Raw genomic sequence first — 18,782 nt, 5'->3', positions numbered from 1 at the left:
TAATAAAAAGCCTGTTTTCACAGGCTTGTATTTTCATCTATTAGTAATTCCATTACAACACCTACAACTGGACCTTCGTCATCAATATCCCCGTTTAAACGGAAGCCGAATGACTCATATAGTCCCATTGCGAGTTTGTTGTCTGGATGTAAACTTAAATAAATTATTTTACATTCAAATTTTTCTTGTAAGAATTGAATGAGTAAGCGAAGGAAACGTTTTGCGTATCTTTTTCCTTGATATTGTTGGTCAATCATAAAGCGATCTAGCCAAATACTTTTATGTTTTTCCGAATACCATCCATACATTGCATACCCTACAAGTGTTTCTCCATCAAATAAACCTACTGACGTTCCATTTCCTTCAAATAATGATTCTGCTAAAGAAAACGCATTACTTTCAATAAATTGCTGCTGGTCTTTTGCGACGTTTAAAGCAGCTACTGAACGCCAATTTTTTGCTGTTACTTCACAAATGTGAAGAGTCATAATTCCAACTCACCTTCTAAATTAATATAGCTTAAAAGCTAATATGGATAATTTTACTTGTTAATTCAGTCTAGTCAAGCAGAAGAACATAAAAAGTCGGCTAAATGACATATTTAGCCGACTAGAAAATATAATTGGTTAGTTTGTCGCTTCTTTTAATGTATTTACGTTTTCTTCCATTAAAGTGAAGTAATCTTTATTATTTTTCGCATCGTCTTCAGAAATAGTAGCAAGATGATTTAAGCGTAAAACTGTTGTACCGGTCTCTTTTTGAATAACTGATGCTACTTTTGGAGTAGAGAATGTTTCAAATAAAATATATTTTAAGTTATGTTCTTTTACTGTTTTTGTAATGTCAGCAAGCTGTTTTTGAGATGGTTCATCAGATGCTGAAATTCCAGCGATTGGGATTTGTTTTAAACCGTATCGTTGTTCCCAGTAGCCATAAGCTGCATGTGAAACTAATATTTCTTTCGTTTTTGCATTTGCAACGACAGCTTTAAATTGATCATCTAAATCAGTAAATTTTGTTTGTAGTGCTGCAAAGTTTTTTTCGAACTCTTTTTTATGTTCCGGTTGTAATTCTACAAGTGCATTTTTAATTTTTTCTGCTTGTTTCATCGCAAGAGTAGGATCTATCCAAACGTGTGGATCTTTATCGTGATGATGTTCATCTTCTTTATGACCGTCTCCATGATCGTGCTGCTCTTCTTCAGATGAAGCACGCAGTTCAATACCTTTAGATGCATTTACAATTTTTACGTTTTCTTTTTTTAATGATTTTTCCATTTTTTCGGCAAATGGTTCTAATTCTGCGCCGTTATAAACAAATAAATCGGCTTTTGCAACTTGTACTGTTTGTTTTTGACTTGGTTCAAATGTATGTGAATCTGCACCGGGTGGGTAAATTGCTTCAACTGTTACATAGTCGCCACCAATTTTTTTTGCGAAATCAGCAAGTGGGAAAATAGTTGTATAAACAGTTAGCTTTCCATCCTTCTTGGCAGTATCTTCTTTTTTATTTGAGCAACCAGCAAAAATTAAAGTGAAAATAAGTAAGAATGAAAATATAGTCAATCTTTTAGGCATGAAGTTCTCCTCTTTTCTTTTTTTACGGATATATTTCCCCAATTATAGAAGAAAAATATCATTTTAATACAAAACGGAATAATTACGTTTTAGTTTGCGAACTTAGTATAATACATCTTTAATAAAGTTGCAATAAATAATAATCATTACGATTTGATTTTGTTCTAAAGTTGTCAAATATAGATGTATTATTTTTATGAATGCATGCATATGTGACAACGCTGCTTTCATATATTTGAAAGGAGGGAGAAGAGGGGGATGAGTATTTGGGTTACGTAATGGAAGCCATCTTATTGATATTAGCGGTAGTATTGCCATTATCTTTTGTTCTCATTTTTTTAAGAAGGTTAATAAGTAATTTAGGGGATGCATCAACAATAACAAAATTGCCAATGGAAGAAAAAGAAAAGAAAAAAGAGTAAGTAAAGCACTATGCATACGCATAGTGCTTTACTTATGGTAATATAAAAAGAAGGAAACTCCTAAAAGTTGTATTTTGCTGAAGGAGATAAAAGGAAACTAAGAGGTATATGCATATATGAATACACGAACAGCGTTAGTACTTGGTGCAAGTGGTTTAGTTGGGCAAGAGATAACGCGTCTATTACTTGAATCAGATTACTACGATTCGGTTACTATTTTTGTAAGAGAACCAATGCAATGGCAACATGAGAAGTTACAGCAGAAGCAAGTAGATTATTCTGTATTAGAGGAATATAAAGAGTTTTTTGCTGTAGATGATGTTTTTAGTTGTCTAGGAACAACAATAAAAAAAGCAAAAACAAAGGCGAATTTTAAAAAAGTAGATTATGAATATACGTTACGAGCAGCTTGTCTAGCTGAAAAACAAGGGGTGCAAAATTTCCTTGTTGTGTCTTCAATGGGAGCAAATCCTAAATCGTTTTTCTTTTATTCACAAGTAAAAGGGAAAATGGAAGAGGAATTGCAAAAGTTAGTGATCGGTGGTATTCACATTTTTAGGCCATCTTTATTAGTAGGCAATCGACAAGAATTTCGTTTCGGTGAACGAATGGCTGAAAAGTTATCTCGTATTATTCCTTTTATATTTAAAGGGGCTTTCAAAAAGTATAAACCCATTTCAGCTAAAGATGTTGCGAAAGGGATGTATATAACTGCGCTGCGAGAAGAATCAGGTATCTATACTTATAATTCAAATGAAATTACAACGATAGAATAAATAAAACCGAGAAGAATATGTAATACTGAATCTAAAATAATTAAAGATATATAAGATATACTACACGACAACACATGTTGTTTAACAATGTAGTTTTAAGGTGTATCAACACTTTGCTTGATACACCTATTTTTTATCACCCATTTATCGCTACATTCAAACTCTTTATTACCACTTTTATTAATACATTCATTAAGTCAATAAATATGTTATGTCCTTTCTTTTAAAACTGCCTTCTTTACTTTAAGTACAATACTTCACAAATTTTTTACACCTAAATAAATTCAATCTCTTAAAAGTGTTATCCATGTAAAAAGATGCCACCTTATTAAAGAAAAGACACCCTAAGGTGCCTTCCTCTAACTTGAACCATCTTAAATTTAATAATATGTATTGGACTTCCATCCAAACATTATTTTACATTCAAATCACCTAAAATATTGACTTTATCTAAATCAACCTATTACTCTCAAAATTATATAGAAAAGTACACATTGAAAAAACTATATATAAAAATATTTAAAAACTACAAAATAAAAAACTCAGGTCTTTCTTTCTATAAATCTTATTAGTAAAAAATATATAAAGTGAATATACCTTATAAAAACATCTCCTATTAATAAAATACTGATAATTATAGATTATTGTCTGTAGTACATTAATAAACCTCGATTAATAAATTTCAAAAACTAGTATACATGCTCATACATAAATGAAAAAAACGAATATATTGACATTGAATAGTTTTAAAAATCTAAAGTAATTTCAAAAAGGAGATTAGATAATATGAGCGAACAATGTCCAATTAATGTACCTTGTCAGGTAGACGGACAAACTCAAACACCATTAAGTGATGCAGCTGCAACACCAATTACTACTCCAGGAGCACCGATTGTAAAGGTACCAGTTGTATTAGCAGAAAGAACAATTCAAATTGTTGTAGAATCTGATATTTCATTAGATCCTCCAGCAGTTGAAATTAAACGTATCTTAAAAAATGCATTTTTAACACAATGTAAGTTAGTTCCTGTAGCATTCACTCCAGTAGAAGGTACACCTTACCGTCGAGTTACAAGAGCGAAATTATTTGTACAAGGATATATTCGTAAAAATATTGAATATGCAAATGATGAGTGTAATGGAGTGCTATATGACCGCATTGCAAATGTTCCATTTTCTGGTTTTGCTGATTTAACAGCTGGTGATTTTCTATCACAAGCTTTAGTAGCTGCTTCCTCAGACACTACGTCTCACTTTATTAATCCTAAAAATGGTGATTTACCACGTTTAGACAAATACTTCTTCGAAAATAGAGTTTTTTATAACGAGCAACCGTATTGCGAATTAGTCAGCGCTCAATTTTTCGAATTAGACTTTTCCCCTTGTCCAACAGAATTAAACGAGCCATTTGATACTCTTCGTGAAAAAATTGTACTAGATCTTACTTTAAAAGTTTTACAAGTACAACAAGTACGAGTATAAACCAAAGAAGCACTCATTTTGAGTGCTTCTTTATTTTATAAATTTGTAAATAAGAGAACTTCTTATTGTTCAAAATTAATCTACTGAAAGAGAACACCAATTTTATCATGTCCAGATAGCCTGGGGATATGTGTCAAACAGAATGAAATTCCAACCATAATTCAAGATTTTAAGGACTATATCACCCTAAAAGGGAAAATGGCTTTAAATCCAAGAAATCTGGTGAGACAGGGAGAAACGTATTCGTTCATTTTGCATTCGATTGGAACGAAACAATTTAAATGTAGGAAAACGTGTCGTGTCTAAAGTGGATAACCTATGTTTCTATGATTCTCCATATTGGCAGGATAATAATGTTGTAGGCATCTGTAGCTGCAGGATTAGGATTTACTATAGACGCAAAAGTAACTGTCAATGGATTCACAATATAAAATACAAAACAGCAAAGGCAAAACTAAAAGGCATGAGCCCGGTACAATATCGGACCCATGCCCAAGAAGCTACCTCACTGGGAGGAAAGACCTCGATAACGATGTGGGAAACTAAGACATCAATGTTGTAGTCATTATTTTTCAGAAAAAACAAGTCTAGAGTTTCCTTTTTTATAGGAAGATCGAGCATTCAACCCACTGATAAAAGGAAACCCAAAGGGCATACTAAGATTATATTAAAAATGGGAGGATATAAATTTGAGTACAATAGAAAATGCAGTTTCTCTCTTTGCCTTAGGCGGCTTGAATGAAATCGGGAAAAATATGTATGCAATCGAATATTCAAACGATATCGTGATTATCGACTGTGGCAATAAGTTTCCAGATGAAAGTTTATTAGGAATTGATTTGATTATCCCTGATATAGCTTACTTAGTAGAAAATAAAGATAAAGTCAGGGCTTTAATTGTCACACATGGACATGAAGATCATATCGGGGGGATCCCGTTCTTTTTAAAAAAATTGAATGTACCCGTTTATGCCACACGCTTCACACTAGGATTAATTGAAATCAAATTAAAAGAACATAAACTTCTAGGAGAAAGTGAACTTATTGAAATCAACTCAAACTCAAACTTGACAATAGGAGAAATAAGTGTAAGTTTTTTTAAAGTGACCCATAGTATTCCTGATTGCTTGGGAATAGTCTTTCACACACCAGAGGGTAATATTGTACATACGGGGGACTTCAAGTTTGATTTAACCCCTGCGAATAATGAGAATTCGGATATTCATAAAATGGCTGAAATCGGCAAAGACGGGGTCTTGCTTCTATTGTCTGAGAGTACCAATGCAGAGCGTCCTGGTTTGACCCCATCGGAACAAATGGTAGGTGAACATGTGGAAGCAGTTTTCATGAAAGCCGAACGCAAAGTTATTGTTTCTACCTTTGCTTCAAATATTAGTCGCGTTCAGCAAGTCGTGAATGCAGTGCAAAAAACAAATCGAAAACTTGCGTTGCTTGGACGAAGTATGGTTAATGTCGTAGCGGTTGCTATGGAACGTGGTTATTTAACAGTTCCAGATGGAATGTTAATTGCCCCACATGAAATCAATGAAATGGCTCCTGAAAGGGTGGCCATTTTATGCACGGGGAGTCAAGGAGAACCATTGGCTGCTCTTGCTCGCCTGTCCACTGGAAACTTTCGCGGTGTCGACATTTTACCTGAAGATACGGTTATCTTTGCAGCAGGTCCAATACCCGGGAATGAACGAAATATCACAAGTATCGTAGACAACTTATTTGCACTTGGAGCCAAAGTGATTTATGGATCAGGAAGTACATCCGGAATGCATGTTTCTGGCCATGGTTATCAAGAAGATTTAAAACTAATGCTTACATTAATGAAACCAAAATATTTTATTCCCATTCACGGTGAATTTAGAATGCTACACCATCACCGTTTGTTAGGTGAATCCGTTGGAGTAGAGAAAGGAAACACTTTTATCATCAATAATGGCGATGTCGTCGATATTGAACATACTATTGCCCGTCAGACCCGGAAAATACCGGTGGGGAATACTTACGTAGACGGTGGGGATGTCGATAATATTGGGGAAATTGTGTTACGAGACCGCAAACAACTTTCAGAGGATGGGATGCTCATGATTGTTTTAACTATGAGCAAATCGGAAGGAAAACTGATTTCTGAACCCGATACCATTTCTCGTGGATTTGTGGATAGAGATTTCTCGGAACTCCGAAGAGACGTTAATCGACTTACTATAAAAACTGTTAACGAGCTACAAGAAGCAAATAGAAACCAATGGAATGTAATGAAAAAACAAATAAAAAAATCAATACGACAATATGTATATACACATACTAAGAAAAAGCCAATGATTGTTCCTATACTTATTGAAATTTAATAGGGGGAAGTTTTAAAAACATGAATTAATTGATCTTCAACAATTGGGCGCTTTAATGGAGGAATGGTCACAAAAATTATCAAATTTTTTTATAAAAGGATGATTTAATTGAATATAGAAAAAGCGTGTTTTGAACAATCTGTTTTCGAATTGCGCTTTTTTTATTTGCTCTTTTATCAAGGCTTATTAAGTTAATTTAATCAAACTTTATTTCAAGGCTACACTTGGTTTTAAGTTTAAATTGAAAAGAAAAGAGGAGTAATGCCTTACCGTGAAAAAAGACACCCTAAGGTGCCTTCCTCCGACTTGATCCATCTTAATTTTAATAATATGTATTGGACTCCCATCCAAATATTATTTTACCATGTTAAGTTATTTTGTTCATTGAGAAATATGATTCGAATTTATATTTTACTACTTATTAATTTCTACTTTCATTCCAATTGTGTTTGCAAATTCTACACAGTCGTCCACTCGATCTGGTAGTAAATAACATACAACTTCAAACATCGCTCCGGTGAGAAAAGAACAACAAACCCTTATATTACTAGGGTCTATTTCACTTCTTATTGATTTAAGTACAAGAGGTTTATCGATTAACTCCATCTTATTAGACGCATCTAAAGCTTTATAACCATGCGCTTCTTGAGAGAATGATCCGTACATTTTGTAAACAAGTGATTCGTTTTGCATCAGTTTGTTAGACAATGCTTTAATGCTTGTTGGACCGTTGTACAAAGAGTACCATTTAGGATTGTATTTTCTTCTGAATTTTCTTTCGGAATTCGTTTTTGTATCTTCCTATTCTTTTATAGTGTTTTTTAATAGTGGGTTATTTAGTATTTCTGTAATACCATTAATGTCATGTTCTATACTCAAATCTGAAATATCTATTTTTCTTTGCGAAAGCCATTCTTCCCCATCAATTTTTGCATCTTTTAAAAAACCAACGTAATAACTATACGCTCTTAAGGTTATCGCTTCTTCTTTTTGTAATATGTATCTTAATGATAAATAAGTTTCAAAAATAGTTCTTTTCATTACTGTTAACGGACCTTCCAAATTGTGATCTGCTAACACATAACTTGCATCGGCCTGTTCGAGTAACTTTCTATAAAGAGCTATAATGATTTTGTCTTTTAGTTCTAAATCAGTCTTTTTTCTGAATTTTTAAGAAACACTTCTCCAAATTGTATACTCTTACTCAATATTTCTAAATCTTCTTCCATATTATCGATACTTATATATCGGATAGATCGTTAGCGGAAATCATGGCATTGGATTAAGAAAAGGGAATAACAAAAGAATCTGGCGATTATTACTGTGACTCATGTTATGACAAGTTGACGTATAGAAGCAAAGATAAATAAATTTGAACAAAATCCTTATTTAAATAAAAGAAACCCCGATTGTCTGCGGGGCTCCTAAGGGTAATCGTCAAGTAATGACGTACTCGACTAATTAACGATATCATGAATTTTTTGGTGAAAATACTGGTAAATGCGTCCAAATGGATAGGGCATCATTTTGAACAAAAACGCTGCTTTAATCTCAAACAAAAGAGCAGCTAGCAAAAGCTAACTGCTTGGTTCTCCAAGGGGGAACAAGGAGAAAGTAACTTAATGGGTTGTCTGCATTATTGACGGAATATTGAGTTTTATTCAAGGAGGCTTATTTTTTTATGTAATTTAGAGTTGGTTCCAGAAAAGTGACACACCGCAAAAATATAAAATTATTAAAAGGACTATTACTATGAAAGCAATTAAAGAAACTTTTTTTTATAGATTTTTCATCAGTATATCTCCTTTATGAAGAATATTAACACTTTTCCAGAATCTGAACAAAATAATCCTTTTACGAAAAAAGGTCCTGTTGTCTCCAACAGAACCTTTCCTAAAATGGCAAAGAGTAACTCTTACCTTACTCTTCCGCTATATAATACACAAAATACGTATAGATGTGTAGAGCAAGAAATTCCAATATAATTATTCGAATATATTGTTGGGATTATTTCTTCAGGATTTAATATAAGGAGGAATTATGACGAGTTTCTTCCTACTATCCAATGGAGCAAATTGTTGAAGCTCATCGACATGCTGAAAATCGTGGTATCTTAGGGGGAATTATTATTACCATAGCTCAATCTTAATTCGTGTCCTACCAACAAAACGCGGAAAATGTATGTTATCAAGACCTAAATTGTAAAAAGTCATAAAAAATAAAGGGGGGGTACATATTAGTCATGTTTAATATGCCCCCCTATTACTGCTTGTTAAACGGACTTGATTGAATTTTCTTATATTTTATCATTCACTTTTTTGCTTTACTAATAAAACGCCTATACGAAAAATTTTGTCTATTCGTGTTACAATGGCTAATATGAAATGAATGGGAGGATGACATATGTACCAGGCTTATTATGGAAGTGAATTAGGCTTGCTGGAAATTACAGCGAACGAAGAAGGGATTACGTCTGTTATATTTGTTGATGAACGAAAAGAAGAAAATACAAATGAAATGATAGATCAATGTATAAATGAGTTAGATGAATATTTTAAAGGAAAAAGAAAAGAGTTTACAATTCCGCTGTCTGCTGAGGGAACAGCATTTCAAAAGAATGTATGGGATGCGCTCTATACTATTCCGTACGGCGTAAGTGCTTCATATCTAGATATTGCGGAGAAGGTTGGAAATACGAAAGCTGTACGAGCGATAGGAGGAGCAAATAGTCGTAATCCCATTTCAATTATTGTTCCGTGTCACCGCATAATAGGAAAGAGTGGAAAGCTTGTAGGGTATGCGGGTGGTTTATGGAGGAAAGAGTGGTTGTTAAAACACGAAGGTATTTTGAAGTGAAGTGTGGAAGGAAAGAGGGATTGTTTTGGAATGTATAAATTGTGGGCAACCTTGCGTGAGTAGTCAGTTGAATTGTCCAAATTGTCAACGAAACTTGCACAATGAACAAGGTGAAGAAAGCTCGCTAATAGATAAAGAATTAGAAGTATATGTAGGGAGGCAATATCCATATTACAAAAGAAAATGGGATCTTGAAAATAAGCGAATTGCTAGGTGGAGTTGGAATGGATGGGCTACTATTTTCAATGTAGGTTGGCTAGGGTATCGTAAGTATTATTTACCTGCTACTTTATTTATACTGTTATTAGTAGCATGTGATGCATTTTCTTATTATATGGGGTTCAACGTAGCATTGCCAATCATTAATATGGTGCCTCTCACGTTTTTATTACTCGTTTTTATCCTATTTGGGATGGGGATTTTTGCGAATGGATTATATTATCAATTTGCAGAAAGGCGTATATATAGAATAAAAGCACGTGGAATTAAAGATGTATCGGTTGAAAATTATCTCATTCGTGATAGTGGCGGAACAAGTAGAATGGGAGCGACAATTGTTACGATTTTAGCAGTTGCTAGTATTTTTTTCAGTCATTTCTTTTTTCCGACCGATCGAGATATTATACAAAAAGTACGTACAAGCTCGCTTTATGAATATCCGTTCTTTTCGATTGGTGAATCGTTTGAAAACTATTTTCAAAATTCAGGGTGGATATATTATCGCGGATCGGAAGGTATGGATTTAGTAGAATTTCAAGGATACAGCCCAGGGATGCCAAGACAAAAAGTTACAATTCAATTTATTGTTGATTATAAATTGAGTGAAATTGAACCATACTCCCTTACGGTTAATGGTGAATCTAAAAATGAAGAAGAGTTTTTGAAGATGATGGAAGAAATATTCAAGGTTCAAAATCCGTTTGATTTAGAGGATGGATTACAAGTAAATGTACTAAAAAAGAAGGGGATGGAAGCAATTTCTATCCCCTTCTTTTTTAGTTTATAAAAATAAATATTTAAAATAATCTGAATCTTTTGTATAATGTATGTATTATACAGGCTTTCATTTATACATATAGATTGGGGGAATGAAGAATGAAGAGAAAGGTAACAGCGATTGCTGCAGTTGCATTATCGACGAGTGTATTGGTTGCAGGTTGCGGAAGTGGGGAGAAGGCATCTACAACGAAGAAAGAAGCAGGTAAGGAAGTAGCAGATAAGCAAGTATTAAACTTACTAGAAACAGCAGAAATTCCTTCAATGGATACATCAAAATCAACAGATTCTGTATCATTCCGTGCCTTTGTAAATGCAATGGAAGGATTATATCGTTTAGATAAGGATAATAAGCCAACGCCAGGTATGGCAAAAGATGTGAAGATTAGTGAGGATAAAACGACATATACATTTGAATTACGAGATGCAAAGTGGTCTAATGGTGATCCAGTTCGAGCGCAAGATTTTGTATATGCTTGGCAGCGAGCTTTAGATAAAGCAACAGCCGCTGAGTATGCATTTATTTTATTCGATGTGAAAAATGCACAGAAAGTAAATAAGGGAGAATTACCGTTAGATCAATTAGGGGTTAAAGCAAAGGATGATAAAACGTTAGTAGTAGAATTAGAACAACCAGCACCGTATTTCCTTGAACTTACTTCATTCCCAACATTTTTCCCTTTAAATGAAAAATATGTGAAAGAACAGGGGGATAAATACGCATTAGAGGCAGATAAATTATTGTACAATGGACCATTTACAATGAGTGAATGGAAACATGAGCAAAGTTATCAGTTAAAGAAAAACCCTAATTATTGGGATAAAGATACTGTAAAGTTAGAAGAAATTAATGTAAGTATTGTGAAGGAAACGAGCACAGGAGTAAATCTATACGATAGTGATCAAGCAGATCGAGTTATTCTAAGTTCTGAATTTGTTGACAAATATAAAAAGAGTAAGCCAGATGAATTTAAAACGAAGCTAGATCCACGTATGTATTTCTTACGCTTTAATCAACAAAATGCAACATTTAAAAACCAAAAAGTTCGTGAAGCAATTGATTTGGCATATGATAAAAAGGGAATTGCTGATGTTATTTTAAATGACGGCTCATTGCCAGCGTATTTCTTAGTACCTGAAAAGTTTACGACAGGACCAGATGGAAAAGACTTCCGTTCTGTAAATAAAAATTTCCGTGACAGTAAAGATAACGTAGCGAAAGCAAAAAAATTATGGGAAGAAGCGAAGAAAGAACTTGGTCAAGATACAATAACAGTGGAATTCCTAAATGATGATAACGGTAGCCGTAAAAAAGTAGGCGACTTTATTAAAGAAGAGTTAGAGAAAAATTTACCGGGCATAAAGGTGAATTTAAAGCAACAACCATACAAACAAAAACTAGATTTAGAGAAGAAGTTACAATATGAATTCTCGTTATCTGCATGGGGCCCAGATTATCCAGATCCAATGACGTACATTGATATGTTCGTTACTGGAAGCTCATTTAATGAAATGGCTTATTCTAATCCGAAGTATGATGATTTAGTAGCGAAATCAAAAGGAGAACTACTAAAAGATGACGCAGCACGCTGGAAAGCACTTGCAGAAGCAGAAAAAATCTTAATTGGTCAAGACGCTGCAATCTCACCTGCGTATCAGCAAAGTACAGCGTATTTAGAGAAGCCGTATGTAAAAGGTATTGTTAATCATACGTTTGGTGGAGACTTCAGTTATAAATGGGCATATATTACAAAAAAATAGTATAATAAAAGATGAGTGAATTTTCGCTCATCTTTTATTTGTATAAGGGGGAGCCATAGTTGTTAAAGGGAATCAATCATCTTTGCTTTTCAGTTTCCGATTTAAAAAAATCTATTATGTTTTACGAAAAAGTACTAGAAGGAAAATTATTGGCCAAAGGGAGAAAACTTGCATATTTTAATATATGCGGGATATGGATAGCACTTAATGAAGAGGCACATATTCCGAGAAATGAAATTCACCGATCTTATACACATATTGCATTTTCTGTTGAACAAGAAGACTTTGAAGGCTTACTACAGCGGTTAGAAGAACATGATGTTCATATTTTACAAGGAAGAGAACGTGATGTAAGAGATTGTGAGTCTATATATTTTGTTGATCCTGATGGTCACAAGTTTGAGTTTCATTCAGGGACGCTACAAGACCGCCTAAATTATTATAAGGATGAGAAACCTCATATGACATTTTACTAAGGAGGGATAGAACATTTGCATGCACTTGTAATTGGTGGAACAGGGATGTTAAAGAAAGTGTCTATGTGGCTTTGTGATCAAGGGTTTCATGTTTCTATTATTGGACGAGATGAAGTGAAATTAGAAAGTGTTAAGCGAATGAGTTCTGCACCAGAAAATATTACATGCCTTTCGTTAAATTATCATAATGATGACCATGTAAAGTTAGCTATTAAAAGTACAATTGAGAAAAATGGCCCAATAACATTAGTTGTCGCATGGGTACACTCAAGTGCAAAGCATGCTCTATCAAACATCTGTAAAGAACTAGATTTGTCGTCTGAAACATATAGTTTATTTCATATTTTGGGCAGTAAAGCATCGCGTATGACCGCATTGAAAATAGGTGGTACACAATGTAGTTATCACAGAATTATATTAGGCTTTATTTTAGAAGATGCATACGGAAGATGGCTTACCAATGAAGAAATAGCGGATGGGGTTATAAAAGGGATTGAAAGTAAACGAGCGGAATGGATTGTAGGGAGAGTAGAACCGTGGGAATTACGACCAAAATGGTGAGGGGGAATAAGAAATGAAAACAACTATATATGTAACAAGGCATGGTGAAACGGAATGGAATGTGGCGAAACGAATGCAAGGACGGAAAAATTCAGCTTTAACTGAAAATGGTATGTTACAAGCGAAACAATTAGGGGATCGAATGAAAGATTTATCGATTCATGCGATCTATAGTAGTCCGAGTGAAAGGACCCTTCATACTGCGGAGTTAATAAAAGGTGAACGTAATATACCCATTATAGCGGATGAGCACTTCTATGAAATTAATATGGGTATATGGGAAGGACAAACAATCGCGGATATAGAAAAGCAATATCCAGAAGAAGTACATTTATTTTGGAATGAGCCACATCTTTTTCAGTCAACATCAGGAGAAAATTTTGGGTCTGTTTATAAAAGAGTTATAAAAGGGATACAGCTTCTATTAGAAAAGCATAAAGGAGAAAATATATTAATTGTTTCCCATGCGGCAGCGGCGAAATTACTTGTAGGACATTTTGCGGGTATTGAAATTGCAAATGTATGGGATGATCCATTCATGCACAGCGCTAGTCTTAGTGTAATTGAGTTTGATGACGATTGTGGTGAAGTAAAACAATTTGCAGATATAAGTCATTTTCAGGAAAAGTAAAAAAGGCCGCAAAACGGCCTTTTTTTGTGGACATAAAAAACTAGCAATTACGTTTTTTATACCAGAAGTGATCGAATTTCTTGTTTTTGCAAGAAGAGGACTTATGTCTGCAATCTTTGCAATCATTCCATTTGTGCCCGTCATCGTGACAGTCTTTACCATGATCCCACGAATCATCACAAGAACCATGATGGCTATGAGGGAAAAATACACATTTTTTACAGAAACATCGTTTTGTCCAGAAACATTTCTTTTCAAAGCGAACGCATTTTGTAACGAAAGTACATTTTTTCACGCGAGTACGTTTTGTAACTATAACGCATTCTTTTCTACGAGTAACCTTCGTAACGAATGTCCATTTTTGAACGCGTACACGAGTACATTTTGTAACAAATGTCCATTTTTTTACATGAGTACATTTTGTAACGAAAGTACAATGTTTTACGCGAGTACATCTTGTTCTTGGACATTTATTCCCTGTTGTACATCTATTCCCTGTTGTACATCTATTCCCTGTTGTACATCTATTCCCTGTTGTACATTTACGCCCTGTTGTACATTTACACCCTGTTGTACATCTATGATGAGAGAATTTATCATCATCGCACTCAAAAGTACTTGGATCTTGGTGTAAGAAATCCTCCATCCCTGCACTTTTGATTTCTTCAACAGCTTTTCTAATATCACGTTTCATAGAAATCCTCCTTATCGTGTATCAAATTGAAAAGGTATTCTTTTTCCTTAACATGATATGAGATACGGTTTCTTTCTGAACAGGACAAGAGTGTAATTTTATATAAATGGATGATAGCGGATGTATGGACAAGGCGTGGTGCATACATTGAATGAAGAGAACTGAGAAGGGATGAGAAAACATGCTGCCTTCATATGATTTTTTTGTTCATCCAATGTACTTAGTGGAATTGAAAAAAGACATTTGGTCAGAGAGTCCAGTGCCAGCAAAATTAACTTATGGAAAAAAGAAGTATGACATTGATATTGTCTACCGTGGTGCTCATATTCGTGAGTTTGAGAAAAAGTCATATCATGTTATGTTTTATAAACCGAAAAAATTTCAAGGTGCGAAGGAGTTTCATTTAAACTCTGAGTTTATGGATCCGTCTCTTATACGAAATAAATTATCTCTAGATTTTTTTCATGATATTGGTGTACTTTCACCGAAGTCACAACATGTATTTGTAAAAATTAATGGTCAAATTCAAGGTGTATATTTACAGCTAGAATCGGTTGATGAAAACTTTTTGAAAAGTAGAGGATTACCAAGTGGTTCTATTTATTATGCAATAGATGATGATGCGAATTTTTCTTTAATGAGTGAGAGAGATAAAGATGTTAAGACAGAGCTCTTTGCAGGGTATGAATTTAAATATTCGAATAAAAACAGTGAAGAACAACTGAGTGAATTTGTATTTCAAGCGAATACTTTGTCGAGGGAAGATTATGAAAAAGAAATTGGGAAGTTTCTAAATGTAGATAAATATTTACGATGGTTAGCTGGAATTATTTTTACGCAAAACTTTGATGGTTTCGTTCATAACTATGCGCTATATCATAACGATGAAACAAATTTATTTGAAGTCATACCGTGGGATTATGATGCGACTTGGGGGCGAGATGTACAAGGGAGACCGCTTAATCATGAATATATTCGCATTCAAGGGTATAACACGTTAAGTGCAAGGCTGTTAGATATACCTGTATTTAGAAAGCAATATCGAAGTATTTTAGAAGAAATATTAGAAGAACAATTTACAGTTTCATTTATGAGGCCGAAAGTAGAAGGAATGTGTGAATCGATTCGTCCATATTTAATACAAGATCCATATATGAAAGAAAAAATCGAAACATTTGACCAAGAGGCTGATATGATTTGTGAATATATAAATAAAAGAAGGAAGTATATACAAGACCACTTGCATGAATTGGATTAATTTTGAAGAGATTGAAACATTATCAATCTCTTTTTTTGTATAATAAAAAAGTATCGATAAAAAGTGAAATAGTATGAATATAATAGAGAATGGGGTTGTGTAGAGATGACGATTAAATGGATTGATTGGGTAAAGCAAATACAATCTATAGCCCAGGCAGGGTTAACGTATTCCAAGGATGTATATGATATAGAGCGTTTCCAACAATTAAGAGATATTTCAATTTCTATGATGTCACATTACACAAAAACAGATTGGGAAGTAGTGGAAAAGTTATTTGCAAGTGAGACAGGCTATCAAACACCAAAAGTGGATATACGAGCAGTAATTTTTCAAAATGAAAAACTATTATTTGTGAAAGAAAAAAGTGATGGAAAATGGGCATTGCCAGGTGGATGGGCCGATATTGGTCATACTCCAACAGAAGTCGCAGCGAAAGAGGTTTTCGAAGAGACAGGATATAAAGTAGCTCATTTTAAGTTATTAGCTATATTCGATAAAGAAAAACATCAACCATCACCTTCAGCAACACATGTATATAAGATTTTCATTGGATGTGAGATTGTAGGTGGAGAAAAGAAAACTAGTATTGAAACGGAAGAAATAGAGTTTTTTGGTGAGGATGAATTGCCAGATTTATCAATTGCTAGAAATACTGAAGAGCAAATTAAAGAAATGTTTGCCTACATGAAAGATCCACAGAAAGAAAAACTAATAGATTAGTGTTGCTATACATATTGTTTTAATGAAGATATTGGCAGATTGCAACCTTTATGTGATAATGGGATGATATGTGAAGAAAAAAGGAGATAGAAAAGAAAATGTTAGCAAACATAATAGATCAGTTATTACAATTCTTTGCAAGTCTAGGATACTTTGGAGTAGCACTAGGTTTAATGATTGAAATTATCCCGAGTGAAATTGTTCTTTCATATGCAGGCTTTTTAGTAGCAAATGGAAAAATTAGCTTCGTCGGTGCAGTTATCGCTGGAACAATCGGTGGTACTTTAGCACAAATCTTTTTATATTGGCTTGGATACTACGGAGGGCGTCCGGTTGTCGAGAAATACGGGAAGTATCTGCTTATTAATAAACATCATTTAGACATAGCAGAAAATTGGTTTAAGCGTTACGGAGCGGGAGTAATATTTTCGGCACGTTTTATCCCAGTTGTACGTCATGCAATTTCTATTCCAGCGGGATTAGCTAAGATGCCATTAAGACTATTTACACTGTATACAGTAGTTGCGATTATTCCATGGTCAATACTATTTATTTACTTAGGTGAAAAGCTTGGTGGAAATTGGAGACATATTAAAGAGTATGCATCTGATTACACACATTACATAATTATAGGAGCTGTTCTTTTTATTGCTCTTTACTTCGGTTTAAAGTATTTGAAAAAGAAAAAAACTACTCGTTAAAGTCAATGATGATTCATTGGCTTTTTTAATTTGTTTCGGTTCTAAAAAAAGAGAGTTGTCCATAATGTGTAATAATAAGACGTAGCGGGGGAATGTGATGAAAGGATCACCGTTTATACGTGGAACGATATTTTTAACGATGGCAACGATGATATCTAAAATGTTAGGGTTTATATATGTTATACCATTTACAGCTATGGTAGGTACGAGTGGGTATGTGTTATACACATATGCATATCGTCCTTATACTATTATGCTTAGTATTGCAACGATGGGATTACCACTCGCTGTTTCAAAGATGGTATCAAAATACGATCAACTGAATGACTATCATACGGTTAAAAGAGTGTTAAAGAGTGGTATTGTTTTTATGCTTTTAATGGGAGTTATCTCATGTTTTACACTTTATTTGTTAGCTCCACATTTAGCTGAACTTGTGATTGATGGAAATGATCAAACAGGGAATAGTGTAACGGCTGTAACTCATAACATTCAAATTGTAAGTTTTGCATTAATACTTGTACCAGTAATGAGCTTATTAAGGGGATTCTTTCAAGGATTTCAATCGATGGGACCTTCTGCGCTCAGTGTAGTTGTAGAGCAATTTTTTCGAGTTTTAACCATTTTGATAGGAAGCTTTGTCGTTTTATATGTGTTAAAAGCTTCTGTTTCATTAGCAGTTGGTATTTCCACGTTTGGTGCATTTATGGGGGCTATAGGCGGGTTAAGTGTATTAAGTGCGTATTATATAAAAAGAAGAAGACACTTAAAGAAAAAAGAGATAGCAAGTATACCACAAACAACGAAATCTTTTTTCTCGTTGTATAAGGAGCTCTTTACATATTCAATACCGTTTGTTGTAGTCGGTTTAGCGATTCCGTTGTATCAGACGATTGATACATTTACAATTAATAAACTACTAATACAAATCGGATATATGCAAGGAGAAGCAGAAAAGATTAATGCGATTATCGGCTTAGTTCAAATGGTTGTACTCATTCCAGTTTCTGTTGCGACTGCTTTTAGCATGTCTCTCGTACCGGAGATGACGAAGGCTTATACAGCCGGAAATACGAAGCTATTGTATAAACATTTTACGAGGACAAATGTATTAGTAGTAGGGATTACGGTACCAGCGGCAATTGGGATGATGTTGTTAGCAAAGCCAGTATATACTCTATTATTTGGTGCCGGAAATGATCCGGAGATGGGGAGAATCATTTTACAGTATTATGCTCCTGCTTGTATACTATTTTCTCTCTTTACAGTAACGGCAGCAATGCTACAAGGAATAAATCAACAGCAAAAAACAGTATTAGGGTTAGTAATTGGCATTATTGTGAAGGTAGTTTTAAATATTGTACTGCTTCCATATTTTGATTATGTAAGTTTTATCATTTCAACATACGCTGGCTATACGATTTCAGTTGGCTTTAACTTGTGGATGCTTTCTAAATATGTTATAAAGGCAACATAAGCTTTTTAAGGCAGAGAACACTCTGTCTTTT

The 18,782-nt window shown here is 34.0% G+C and carries 19 protein-coding genes and 1 pseudogene; 15 read left to right on the top strand and 5 right to left on the bottom strand.

The window, feature by feature from the left end:
- Positions 1 to 17 precede the first annotated feature (17 nt).
- On the bottom strand, positions 18 to 488 hold the full coding sequence (locus tag COC96_RS02835; protein ID WP_098267670.1) for a GNAT family N-acetyltransferase: 471 nt from the start codon (positions 486 to 488) through the stop codon (positions 18 to 20).
- A gap of 138 nt (positions 489 to 626) precedes the next feature.
- A complete protein-coding gene (locus tag COC96_RS02830; protein ID WP_098768259.1) occupies positions 627 to 1,577 on the bottom strand; it encodes a metal ABC transporter substrate-binding protein in 951 nt (316 codons plus the stop codon).
- Between the two features lie 266 nt (positions 1,578 to 1,843).
- Here COC96_RS02830 and COC96_RS27465 point away from each other — a divergent pair, with 266 nt between their 5' ends.
- The 5 genes and pseudogenes from COC96_RS27465 (at position 1,844) to COC96_RS02800 (ending at position 6,617) form a co-directional block, all read left to right on the top strand.
- The gene (locus COC96_RS27465; RefSeq protein ID WP_176538782.1) at positions 1,844 to 1,999 is read left to right on the top strand and encodes a hypothetical protein; all 156 of its coding nucleotides are present in this window, start codon (positions 1,844 to 1,846) and stop codon (positions 1,997 to 1,999) included.
- A gap of 116 nt (positions 2,000 to 2,115) precedes the next feature.
- Positions 2,116 to 2,775 (top strand): oxidoreductase, encoded by a 660-nt coding sequence (locus COC96_RS02820; protein ID WP_098768258.1) that lies wholly within the window; start codon positions 2,116 to 2,118, stop codon positions 2,773 to 2,775.
- A gap of 786 nt (positions 2,776 to 3,561) precedes the next feature.
- Complete coding sequence (locus COC96_RS02815; protein WP_098564493.1) at positions 3,562 to 4,257, top strand: CsxC family protein; 696 nt, start codon at positions 3,562 to 3,564, stop codon at positions 4,255 to 4,257.
- A gap of 283 nt (positions 4,258 to 4,540) precedes the next feature.
- A pseudogene (locus COC96_RS27860) lies at positions 4,541 to 4,803 on the top strand (hypothetical protein); the annotation flags it as partial.
- Positions 4,804 to 4,946: 143 nt separating this feature from the next.
- Positions 4,947 to 6,617: a ribonuclease J gene (locus COC96_RS02800; protein ID WP_098768256.1), complete on the top strand. Its 1,671-nt coding sequence runs from the start codon at positions 4,947 to 4,949 to the stop codon at positions 6,615 to 6,617.
- Positions 6,618 to 7,031: 414 nt separating this feature from the next.
- Here COC96_RS02800 and COC96_RS27460 read toward each other — a convergent pair whose 3' ends face one another.
- Entirely contained in the window at positions 7,032 to 7,355 is a 324-nt protein-coding gene (locus tag COC96_RS27460; RefSeq protein ID WP_098768255.1) for a hypothetical protein, read from the bottom strand.
- Positions 7,356 to 7,418: 63 nt separating this feature from the next.
- Positions 7,419 to 7,742: a DUF5677 domain-containing protein gene (locus COC96_RS02790; protein ID WP_257201443.1), complete on the bottom strand. Its 324-nt coding sequence runs from the start codon at positions 7,740 to 7,742 to the stop codon at positions 7,419 to 7,421.
- 1,278 nt (positions 7,743 to 9,020) lie between these two features.
- Here COC96_RS02790 and COC96_RS02785 point away from each other — a divergent pair.
- The 6 genes from COC96_RS02785 (at position 9,021) to COC96_RS02760 (ending at position 13,898) form a co-directional block, all read left to right on the top strand.
- Positions 9,021 to 9,473 carry a methylated-DNA--[protein]-cysteine S-methyltransferase gene (locus COC96_RS02785; RefSeq protein WP_098267663.1) on the top strand — a complete coding sequence of 151 codons (453 nt, stop codon included), beginning with the start codon at positions 9,021 to 9,023 and terminating at the stop codon, positions 9,471 to 9,473.
- 25 nt (positions 9,474 to 9,498) lie between these two features.
- Positions 9,499 to 10,479 carry a DUF2628 domain-containing protein gene (locus COC96_RS02780; protein ID WP_098768253.1) on the top strand — a complete coding sequence of 327 codons (981 nt, stop codon included), beginning with the start codon at positions 9,499 to 9,501 and terminating at the stop codon, positions 10,477 to 10,479.
- Positions 10,480 to 10,568: 89 nt separating this feature from the next.
- A complete protein-coding gene (locus COC96_RS02775) occupies positions 10,569 to 12,230 on the top strand; it encodes a peptide ABC transporter substrate-binding protein (protein WP_098768252.1) in 1,662 nt (553 codons plus the stop codon).
- Positions 12,231 to 12,289: 59 nt separating this feature from the next.
- Complete coding sequence (gene fosB, locus COC96_RS02770; RefSeq protein ID WP_097905877.1) at positions 12,290 to 12,706, top strand: FosBx1 family fosfomycin resistance bacillithiol transferase; 417 nt, start codon at positions 12,290 to 12,292, stop codon at positions 12,704 to 12,706.
- 15 nt (positions 12,707 to 12,721) lie between these two features.
- Entirely contained in the window at positions 12,722 to 13,267 is a 546-nt protein-coding gene (locus tag COC96_RS02765) for a short-chain dehydrogenase (protein WP_098768251.1), read from the top strand.
- Between the two features lie 13 nt (positions 13,268 to 13,280).
- Complete coding sequence (locus COC96_RS02760; RefSeq protein ID WP_098768250.1) at positions 13,281 to 13,898, top strand: phosphoserine phosphatase 1; 618 nt, start codon at positions 13,281 to 13,283, stop codon at positions 13,896 to 13,898.
- Positions 13,899 to 13,938: 40 nt separating this feature from the next.
- Here COC96_RS02760 and COC96_RS02755 read toward each other — a convergent pair whose 3' ends face one another.
- Positions 13,939 to 14,592 carry a CotG/ExsB N-terminal domain-containing protein gene (locus COC96_RS02755; RefSeq protein WP_098768249.1) on the bottom strand — a complete coding sequence of 218 codons (654 nt, stop codon included), beginning with the start codon at positions 14,590 to 14,592 and terminating at the stop codon, positions 13,939 to 13,941.
- A gap of 181 nt (positions 14,593 to 14,773) precedes the next feature.
- Between COC96_RS02755 and cotH the strand changes: the two genes are divergently transcribed.
- From cotH to COC96_RS02735, 4 genes are all read left to right on the top strand, one after another.
- Positions 14,774 to 15,850: a spore coat protein CotH gene (gene cotH, locus COC96_RS02750; protein WP_098768248.1), complete on the top strand. Its 1,077-nt coding sequence runs from the start codon at positions 14,774 to 14,776 to the stop codon at positions 15,848 to 15,850.
- 105 nt (positions 15,851 to 15,955) lie between these two features.
- Complete coding sequence (locus COC96_RS02745; protein WP_098768247.1) at positions 15,956 to 16,573, top strand: NUDIX hydrolase N-terminal domain-containing protein; 618 nt, start codon at positions 15,956 to 15,958, stop codon at positions 16,571 to 16,573.
- 98 nt (positions 16,574 to 16,671) lie between these two features.
- Positions 16,672 to 17,274, top strand: coding sequence for a DedA family protein (locus COC96_RS02740; protein ID WP_000880694.1), 603 nt, complete (start codon positions 16,672 to 16,674; stop codon positions 17,272 to 17,274).
- Between the two features lie 97 nt (positions 17,275 to 17,371).
- Positions 17,372 to 18,751, top strand: coding sequence for a putative polysaccharide biosynthesis protein (locus tag COC96_RS02735; RefSeq protein WP_098768246.1), 1,380 nt, complete (start codon positions 17,372 to 17,374; stop codon positions 18,749 to 18,751).
- Positions 18,752 to 18,782 lie beyond the last annotated feature (31 nt).

Origin of the sequence: Bacillus cereus (assembly GCF_002577405.1) — a bacterium.
GTDB lineage: Bacteria > Bacillota > Bacilli > Bacillales > Bacillaceae_G > Bacillus_A > Bacillus_A cereus_AU.
Note: the sequence above shows the minus strand (reverse complement) of the source record. Positions and strands in the feature narration are given on the sequence as shown.